The organism is Trinickia sp., from assembly GCF_051961175.1.
Lineage (GTDB): Bacteria > Pseudomonadota > Gammaproteobacteria > Burkholderiales > Burkholderiaceae > Trinickia.
The window spans coordinates 1-2,954 of sequence record NZ_JBQCDN010000384.1 but is presented as its reverse complement, the minus strand read 5'-3'; the positions used below and the strand labels follow the sequence as shown (position 1 = coordinate 2,954).

Annotated in this window: 3 protein-coding genes; all 3 read right to left on the bottom strand. The window is 64.8% G+C overall.

What is annotated here, in order from left to right:
• Positions 1-89 precede the first annotated feature (89 nt).
• Positions 90-1,154, bottom strand: a complete 1,065-nt coding sequence (gene astE, locus ACTHL0_RS21910; protein ID WP_440569001.1) for a succinylglutamate desuccinylase — start codon at positions 1,152-1,154, stop codon at positions 90-92.
• The gene (gene astB, locus ACTHL0_RS21905) at positions 1,138-2,478 is read right to left on the bottom strand and encodes an N-succinylarginine dihydrolase (protein WP_440569000.1); all 1,341 of its coding nucleotides are present in this window, start codon (positions 2,476-2,478) and stop codon (positions 1,138-1,140) included. The genes astE and astB overlap by 17 nt, the downstream gene beginning before the upstream one ends.
• Before the next feature lie 20 nt (positions 2,479-2,498).
• Positions 2,499-2,954 (bottom strand): aldehyde dehydrogenase family protein (locus ACTHL0_RS21900; protein ID WP_440568999.1); only part of this gene is annotated, 456 nt, incomplete at its 5' end.

The following is a 2,954-nucleotide window of genomic DNA, read 5'->3' as shown; positions in this document are numbered from 1 at the left end:
TGACGCAGCGATCGGCCCTTCTGGTAGCCAGCCCCAAAAAGGATTGTTTCAATCAGGGTTCGCAAGCCTGGAATTAGCGTGAACAGGCCCTAGGACTCGAGGTTCGCCAGCGTCTCCCGCGTCGTCTCGATGACGGTCAGCCCGGCCCGCAACCCGGCCTTCACCGTCCGATTGGGGAATACGATCCGTTCTTCGTCGTGCGAGACCGTATACCGGTAGTCGCCATCGCGCGCCAACAACGTGCCCTTCTCGAATGCCGTGAAATTGGCGACGTCGTCAGCCATGAAAAGCTCGAACGCGTCGCTATGCTTCATGATTTGGCCAACCACGGTAAACACGCGCGGCATCGGCGCTGGGCCCCGCTCGCTCGTGCCTGCGACCAGAGCGCGAACCGCACGGTCGGCACCCGCAAAGCGCGAGAGGTCGTTTTCACCGAACGGCCGTACCTTGCCGAGTTCTAGCGTACAGGCGTTAGCACCGAACGATTCCGCCGTGAAATGCGTGTACGTATTGCCCTTGGCCGTATGCAACAGCACCGCCTCGATACGCGCATCCGCAAGCCACTCGAACATCGCGTGCGTTGGCCGCTTGCCCGTATGCGGCAATAGCGCGAAGCGCTCGAACACCGAGGCCCGAATGGCCGTGTGCATGTCGATGTGCCAGCGCAAACGGATATCGTCCGGCGCCAATGCGAAAAAGCGCCCCGCCGCCGCCTCCAAAGCACGCGCGCGCGGCGCCTCGCAGCTGTCCGGCAAGTTCGCATGCCGGCCGCAAAAGAGCCGGTTCAGGTCATCGTCGATATAACGGCACCCTGCACGCATCGCGGCGACATTGCCGAGTGCGATGCCAAGCCTGCAGGCAAGCGGCACGCTCCCGCTCGCAATATCGGCGAGCATCCGCGATAACAACTCGATCGGTGCGGTTTCATCGCCGTGCACACCCGCCGAAACAAGCACGCTATTCGACGGGCACCCCTCCGGCCACGCGGCGGGCACGAGTTCGATCACGCCCTCGCCCAGCCACTGGTAACGCACGAGGCCGTGCGCACACTCGCCTTGCGCCTCCCCGTCACCGGGCCGCGCCCCCGAAAGCGTGAACGCCAGAAAATCGGCGAGCATCGACGGCGTGTTGCCGGCGTCAGCGCTGGAAGTCATACAACGAGCCCAGGCCGAGGATTTGCGTCAGCTCGTCGAGCGCCGTCCGCGATTCGACGAGCAGGCTCGGATCGCCCAGATCGCTCGGCGCGAGCCGGTCGCGATAGTGCTTGCCGATCCATGCATCGAGCCGCCCGAACAGCGCATCGTCGATCCACACACCCGGTGCGACCGCCTGCCGCTCGGCTTCGCTCAAGACCACGCGCAACCGCAAGCAAGCGGGCCCGCCGCCGTTCTTCATGCTTTCGCGCAGATCGAAAACGAGCACGTCGTCGATCGGACCCGCACCGTTCGCCAGATCGTCGAGATAAGCGGCCACATGCGGATTCTCGCGGCATTCCTGCGGGACGACGAGCACGTCGCGGCCATCGGGACGCGTGAGCAGCTGACTGTTGAACAAATACGACGACACGGCGTCGGCCACGCTCACGCGTGCATCCGGTACTTCGATGACGTTGAACTGTGCCCCCGCCTTCGATAGTTGCGTTCGCAACTGATCATAGACCGCGCTTTGTTCGACGAACGCGCGTTCGTGGCAAAACAGCGTTTGCCGGTTACCCACCGCGATGACGTCGTTATGAAACACGCCCGCATCGATGACATCGGGGCGCTGCTGCGCGTAGACAGTGCCCTCTTCCGCCAGGCCATGCCGCTGCGCGACCGCGCGGCTCGCTTCGAACGTTTGACGCGCCGGATATCGCACAGGCTCCGGACCACGGCGATACTCGCTGCGCCCATAGACGAAGAATTCGACGCCGCGCTCGCCGTACTGCGCGCAAAACCGCGTGTGGTTCGCCGCGCCTTCATCGCCGAGCGCAGGGGTGCCAGGCAACGCCTCGTGCACGACGAACCGCGTCGGATCGGCGAAGATCGCCGACAGCGTGCGGCGCGTCGCCTCGTGCTCGATCGCGCGGTGCAGCTTGCTCGTGAGGTTGGCTGGCGTGAAATGCACGCGGCCGTCTTGCGTGTCGAACGACGGACTGACCGTCGCCGCATTCGCCGTCCACATCGCGGAGGCCGAACTGGCTGCGGCCAGCAGCTCGGGCGCTTCTTTCGCCGCGCGCTCGATCACTTTCTGCTCGGAGCCCGAAAAACCGAGCTCGCGCAGCAGACGCAGCGAGGGCCGCTCCTGCGGGGGCAGCACGCCCTGCAAGAAGCCGAGATCGGCGAGCTGCTTCATCTTGCGCAAGCCCTGCTTGGCGGCGGCGAGCGGATTGGCGACCGATTTCTCGTTCGACTGCGACGCCACGTTACCGAACGACAGCCCCGCATAGTTGTGCGTCGGACCTACGAGTCCGTCGAAGTTGGCTTCCCGTGCTTGCATCGTCGATCCTTGCTCGATTCTTAAAACTGGAGGCCCGGCGAAACGCTCGCGGGCATCGTGAGTTGCGCGCTTTCCACCGAGGCCATCGGATAAGCGCAGTAGTCGGCCGCATAGTAAGCGCTGGGCCGATGATTGCCGGAGCGGCCCGTGCCCCCAAACGGCGCCGCCGACGAGGCCCCGTTCGTGGGACGATTCCAGTTGACGATGCCCGCGCGGATCGTGCGATGAAAGTGCGTCCAGCGCGCTTCGTCGTCGGCGAGCAGCCCCGCCGACAAGCCATAGACGGTGTCGTTCGCACGCGCGATCGCTTCGTCGAAATCGCCATAGCGAATGATCTGCGCGAGCGGGCCGAAGTGCTCTTCGTCCGGCAACTCGCGTACGTCGGTGACGTCGACAATCGCGGGGCTCACGAAGCCGAGCTGTGCATCGCGCTGTTCCATCGTCAGCATCGCGCGTGCGCCCGCGGCGAGCAGCCG